Below are 666 nucleotides of genomic sequence, written 5' to 3' on the forward strand. Positions count from 1 at the left end.
GTATGTTTTTTCTTAATTATGCAATCTTTCCATTCAATTAATAAAGAGCTACAGACTTCGCGAATTAAATCATCATCCTGACGACCTTTTATATATACAACGGATGCTTCTTCTAATTCTTTCTGAACGTTAAATCCTTCACCTTTTTTCGGGAATAGTTGAGGTAATAATTTCCATTCGTCAAGTTTAATTCTGATATTTAAAGTGCTATCAAAAATCCACTCACGTTTATTTTCAGGTATGGCGTTGTCCTTTCCACTTATCAATTTATCAAGATGTTGCAAAGTACCATCCCAATAATCAGATAAGAAAGTCATAACTTGCCTGTTAATTCCTTTGTAGTGATCTCCATCTGTTCCTTTTCCAGTCAGGCCAAAAGATTTATTAAATCTCTGTAATCTCTCGCGTAAAACCCCGTGTTCAAACGGAGCGTAAGAACCTATGCTTTCCCCTGTTAAATCTAGAATTACGGGTAAAGTTCTTTTCCAATGATTGCAAGATTGCACCATGACTGAATAGATAAAATCATCTGGCTTTTGATCCATAAACCAGACACCCCAACCTTTCCAGATTGACTGGTCTATAAGTACCTGCTGAATGACCCCTTTCCCTGTTTGTGTCGCACCAAGAATTTTTAAATTTTTCGATTTGAATTCTTCATCAGGT

General features: G+C 35.9%; 1 pseudogene. It reads right to left on the reverse strand.

The features are described 5' to 3' along the window. Positions 1-666, reverse strand: a pseudogene (locus V2A85_RS24260) (triK protein); the annotation flags it as partial.

The organism is Yersinia sp. 1252 StPb PI (assembly GCF_048593885.1).
Lineage (GTDB): Bacteria > Pseudomonadota > Gammaproteobacteria > Enterobacterales > Enterobacteriaceae > Yersinia > Yersinia enterocolitica_E.